Genomic DNA, 5682 nt, shown 5'->3' on the forward strand with positions numbered 1-5682 from the left:
TCGCCCTCAGCCGACACCTCCCCGCTACGCACGCGCCCACCCGCCTGTTCCTCGTCGGCCACGGCACGATCACGTTCGGCCTGAGCATGACCCACCCGGTCCTCAGCCCGCCGCGCCTCGTCGTCTTGCCAGGACGCCACGTCGGCGTTTTGAAGGCGGGCCAGCAGCCCGTCCCGGACGCGGGCGGGCAGCGACGTGTTCGCCTCGATCGAGGAGATGACCTCGCCCGGATCCTCCGCGCCGCCCAGCTCGAGGACGTCACCGCGCAGCTGCGTCGGCTCGGTAGGCGTCTCGCCCTCAACGACGGGCTCGGCCTGGGCGAGCTCGGCGTCACTGGCGGTTAAAGCCACCCGCCAGTCAGGCTCCTCGACGTCGACGTCCCAACGAGCGGCGATCTCGCGCCTGGCGCGCAGACGAACCTGACCGGCCATCGGATCGACGTCTTTGAAGCGCTCGGACACGCCGAGCATGTGGACGGCGTCCTCGAGGCTGGCTTCGTTCCACCACCGTTCCCGCAGCCCTTCCGACAGGTAGGGCCTGGCGGTCTCGATCATGCTGCGCAGACGATACTGCTCGGAGCGCAGCGCCTCGTTCTCAGCGGCCAGAATCCGCTGGTCGCGCCACCTCTTGGCCTCGGCCAATTGCTGGGCAAGCCTGACCAGATTGGCCACCTTCCTATCCAAGTCACTTGTGATCTCTTCTGACATGAGTCCTCCCTTGCGAGGTTATCGGGGCCCGTAGACGGCCAAGGATTCTTCGACCAGCTTCTTGACGGACGTGGTGAACCACGGAACGAGCTCGATCAAAACCGGCCGGGACCGAGAAGCCAGAAGCCACCCGCGCCACTCCGGCAGGGCGGCCAGCTCCTCGACTGAGGCGATAGGCCGCTCCTGACCGTCCCGCGTCACGGACGTGCTACGACTATCCCGGGAGACCGACGTCGAAATCTGGTCGGAGCGCTCGTTGCCGATCAATTTGGAGATCCGCTCCAACTGGTCAACTTCCTTGACCCCTCCGGCATACAGAGCCGTATTGGACGCCGACCACAGCTTGTTCATGCCGGTCTCACCCCACACATCCATTCCCTGCGACCAGGACTGGAGGATGGTCTGCAAACAGATGCCCTTCGAGCCGAAGTGCGAGTAGAGCTTGGGCAGATCGCGCCAAGGACAGACGTTGGCCGCTTCGTCCAGGACGACGAGCATCGGCCTGGCCAGGCGACCCCCGCACGTCTCGGCTCGGTATTCGCCGGCCAGGCAGGTCGCCACGGCCAGGGCGGAGACCAGCGGCGTCACACTAGCGGTGTCAGACGACAGGCAATACAGAGTCTGGCGAGACTGGACGAACCGGGTCGGGTCGAACTCCTCCCGACCCGGCCCCCACGACCACCACGCATCCAGATCGGGGTCCTCGACCCAGCCCAAACCCATCCGCGCGCACGCCCACATCCCGCCCTTAGTATCGGGCGGCAGGTCGATCGCCCCCTGCAGAGCGTCGGCCATACTCTCCAGGCCGCGGCGACGCAAAATGTCAACCGGCTCGACGTCGATCTCCCGGGAAGCCCACCGATAGACCTCGCGCATGCCCAGCCCCTCCACAGCGGCCGCGGCCAACAGCTGGGAGCGGATCCGGTCGCCTCCACCGTCCCAGAAGCCGTCGTAACGCTCGTGCCGTCCTCCCGCGGCCCGGGCGGCGTCGCCGAAGGCCTTCGACAGCGTCAGGGCTCGCGCCACGATCGAGGAGTTATAGGCCGGCGAGGTCAGGAAAGTCAACGGGTTCCAGAAGAACTCGGCCTCGCGCTTGGTGATCTGACACGGGTCGAAAACCCACGCCTTCTCCGCGGTCCGGCGTTCGCGCACCAAGCGCGTGCCATCGACCAGATCCCGCTTGTTCGACGTGGCCACCACGGCGCCAGGCGCCGAGACGATCAGCGGGATGGCGATCGCCGTCGTCTTACCGGTCCGCGGTCCGGCGATCGTTACGCCCACACTCTCCCAGTCCCCGTAGATCCCGGCCCGATCGGCCACCGCCCGCCCGATGGGATAACCCGGATACCGCTTGGCATCCAGGCCGAAAGCCTCGGCCTTCTCCTCGACCCGCCGGCGCCGCACAGCCTGGGACGCCTGCCGGCCGCCCGTCAGACGCGCCTTGCCATCCCCCCGCCGGCGCGGTCGACGTCGAAACAGCAACCACGTCACGGGCCCGCCGACTATCACCGCGCAGCCCACCCAGACCAGGCCGGCCACCACCCACGCCGAGCCGGGCATGCTCACCTCGCCAATCACCAGCCCCACGAGCAGAGCCGACGGATTCCACGGGCCCGACTCGCCTACCCAGGCCAGGCCGGCATGCACCGCCACACTGACGGCAACCCCCACGCCCACGACCCCGAGGCACCCGTAAAGCGGAAGCCAATCCCTTCTCACGCCTGCCACCTCTTATTCGTGTCATTGACATCCAGCTCCGAGGGCGTCAACGTGACCTTGACAGGGATCCCCGGACGCCCGCCGACCTTGATCAAAAACTTGCCCAAACCGGGCGGATCGCCCTCCTCACCGGTGGTCGAATCCCACGTCGGCGGATCCTGCCACCCGGTGAGCATGTCCTGCTCAACGCGCGACAACGTGACGGCCTTCGTCAGGGCCGTCATCTCCGTGCCCGGCAAACCCCCGCACACCACGGCGCCGGCCCGCTCGATGAAACCACGGGCCTTAGCCCGATCCTCCTCGCTCGCCAACGACTCCAAATCCTTCATCGTGTGAGTGATCATCACCTGCCCGGTCCCGGTCGCCCGATTCAACCGAGTGATCGCATCGAACCGATCAACCATCCCGTGACCGGCCCGCAACGCCCGCCAGATCTCGTCCATGACCACCAGATAGTGACGACGGGCCACCAGACCGGCATCAGCCAGAGCATTGGCAGCATTGATCTGCCCGAACCCATACGACCAACAACACATCAATACGGCAGCCTCCAACGCCTTGTCGTTCTCATTAATAGACGACACATCGAAGACGACGGGACGGTCCAGATCCATCGGCGTCGTCGTCTGCCCGGAAAACACATCGCCGAACCGACCGGAGAGCATGCCCGCCAACGTCGCCTCCAACCCCTCGGTGATATCCCGATACCGATCCAGACTGCCCCGGTCGATGGCCACCTCCCGCACGTTATCGGGCGCCTGGCGCACGACGTCCAAAACGTCGCCGATCACCGGCGTGCGCTCCAGCCGCTTGCCCAACACGAGTAGCGCCCTATCCAAGATGGCCTCCTCACGGTCCGTCGGCGGGGCGTTGCGGGCCAGATGGACGAGCGAGGAAAGCATGGTCAGGCGCCGTCCGTGAGCGTCCTCGCGCAGCTCTTTTCGCAGCTTGCGCGGCAGATCCCCCGCCGAGGCCGGCCAGGCCCCACTATCCAGGGGATTGATCCGTCCCCGGCCCCGACCGACCTCGATGACCTGCCCGCCCAACACGCGCACGAGGTCGACATAGTCGGGCTTGAGGTCTCCCAGAACCATGGAATGCACGCCGACGGCCGCCAACCCCATGATCAGGTGGCGGACCGCCGACGATTTGCCCAGCCCGGGAAGCCCCATGAAAAACGCCGACGGATTGGCGATCAAATGCGCGCGCTTGAACCAGGAAATCGGATCGAAGCACACGGTGCTCCCCGTCAAAAGATGCCGCCCGAACGGCACTCCCACCATCGGGGTGCCCGACCCAATGGAAAACGGCCATAACCCGCACACCTGCATCGAGGTGCCCCGCCACTCCTGGGGAACGGGCATCGTCAGGATGCCCCCGCCCCCGCGGCGCTGCCACCCCATCGACGGAACTGCGCCCCGCCCCGGCTTCCACGCTAGTCTCATCACAAGGCCTGCCTGACGCTCTCGGAAACCCGGGAATGCCGCAACGGCACGATCCCCACGGGCAGGCCAGCAGCGAACGCGGCATCCTGACCGCCGTAGACCGGCCGGATCTGGATGCGAGTGGCCGCCGCCAGCCGCTCGACCGTGGCGCGGATATCGTCCATCTGCGCCGCCGTGGATCCCGTGGACGTGATGATCATGCCGAAATTCTCCAGCCCCGCGCCCCGAGCCTCCTCCTGAGCCGATCTCTCGGCCTTGCGCAGCTCCATCTGCGCGTACGCCGACGGGCGGCGCATATTCGCCGCCCGCGCCCGCGCCGCATTGACATCCGACTCGACGATCTCAGCCGCACGAGCCACGTCCACCGGCCGATACATCAACGCCACCCGCTTGCGCCAAATCTCCTTCTGCGGAGCCAGCAGCCGGGCCAGCAGATCCGACTGGACCTGACCCTTCGGCGCCTGAGTCATCATCCACGTCATCGACACCCCCGAATCGTGGTAATACCGATCCCGCAGCACATCATGGCCGGCAGGTCCGCACTCCGCCCACGACAAATCAACCGTCTGCCCCGACAGATCGGCCGCGTCGAACAGGGCCTGCGAGGCCGGATCATAAGCGGTCCTGACCACCCGGCGCACCTCGCCGGCCGTCAACGGCCGGACGATACCAGCGCCCGTGCCCGCCAAAGACGCCGTCAAACCCGGAATCCGGCTGGCCATGTCGGCCCCGAACTCCTCCATCGCCCTGCGCTTGGCCCCCAGCCTGGGCGCCGACTGATACGTCAACGCGATGTAAACCTGAACCGAGGCAGTGCCCGACGGATAGATCATCTCCACCTCCCCAGCCACCTTCCGGGCGACCTCCGGCGCGTCCTCGACCAGATTGGCCTGGATCTCCTGACGCAACCGAGTCCCCGTATCCGGCGTCGTCTCCACCACCGCCTGGGCGCCGACCAGTCCATGCTCCTGGCCCAGATCGGCCAGCCACATGCCCCACCGAGCCACCCACAAATCGATCTGATCCTGATCGACCAGAGACGCTCCGTCAGGCTGACACCCCAGCACGATCGCGTAACTGCCGACCGCGGGCATGGCCAGCACGGCGAACCGACGATCCCACGAGTCAGCGAACTCTCCCAGACGCGTCGAGGCCAATACCCCGGGAAGCTGGCACGTCCCCCACGGAGACTTCCCCGCCGGCCCCGACCGATACAACGTCAGACCCCGCCGCCGCGCCCGATGAAACATAACCACCTCTCCAATCCTTTGAATAAGAGTGACCCCATGACGATCCTTCCTGACCAGGGCCACGAGGAAGACACCCGAGACCAAAGCCGTGAAAAACGCCGGAAACAACCCGAAAGACGCATTGACGACCACGGTGACGACAAGGACGACGAACAACACGAAAGTCGCAGCCCCCGACAGAGTGCCCAACCCAGCACGGGCCGGCTGACGCCAATTCCCGTAAAGGACCGGCTCGACAGCCTTCTCACCACTCGCACCACTACTCATTGCTTTCCCCCGTCTGACCGGCGGCCGCGTCGCGAGCTCCGCCCGCTACCCGTCCGGCGCCCCGCGCCGCCTGGACAGCCAGGCCCACACCACCCGCAGCTGCGGACGCACCGCGAGCCCGACCCGACCGAGACCGACCACCACCAGGCGAGGACGAGGCCCCGGAACCCGACCCGCGCCCAGACGACGCACCCGCCGGCCCCGACGACGCAGGCGACCCGGAAGACCCTGGAGGGCCCGCACTGCCGCCCGGCGGCCCACTCGACGCCCGAGCAGGCGCCGAGCCCCCAGCCA

At 66.9% G+C, this 5682-nt stretch carries 4 protein-coding genes; all 4 read right to left on the reverse strand.

Annotation, left to right across the window (positions count from 1 at the left end; translation table 11 throughout):
* Positions 1-707, reverse strand: a 707-nt coding sequence (locus HMPREF0043_RS00660) for a hypothetical protein (RefSeq protein WP_021600806.1), incomplete at its 3' end; no start/stop codon positions are given.
* Between the two features lie 18 nt (positions 708-725).
* Positions 726-2426, reverse strand: coding sequence for a type IV secretory system conjugative DNA transfer family protein (locus HMPREF0043_RS00665; protein WP_156897456.1), 1701 nt, complete (start codon positions 2424-2426; stop codon positions 726-728).
* On the reverse strand, positions 2423-3790 hold the full coding sequence (locus tag HMPREF0043_RS00670; RefSeq protein ID WP_156897457.1) for an ATP/GTP-binding protein: 1368 nt from the start codon (positions 3788-3790) through the stop codon (positions 2423-2425). The genes HMPREF0043_RS00665 and HMPREF0043_RS00670 overlap by 4 nt, the downstream gene beginning before the upstream one ends.
* A gap of 80 nt (positions 3791-3870) precedes the next feature.
* A complete protein-coding gene (locus HMPREF0043_RS00675; RefSeq protein ID WP_040317460.1) occupies positions 3871-5388 on the reverse strand; it encodes an SCO6880 family protein in 1518 nt (505 codons plus the stop codon).
* Positions 5389-5682 lie beyond the last annotated feature (294 nt).

Source organism: Actinobaculum sp. oral taxon 183 str. F0552, from assembly GCF_000466165.1.
Taxonomy (GTDB): domain Bacteria; phylum Actinomycetota; class Actinomycetes; order Actinomycetales; family Actinomycetaceae; genus Peptidiphaga.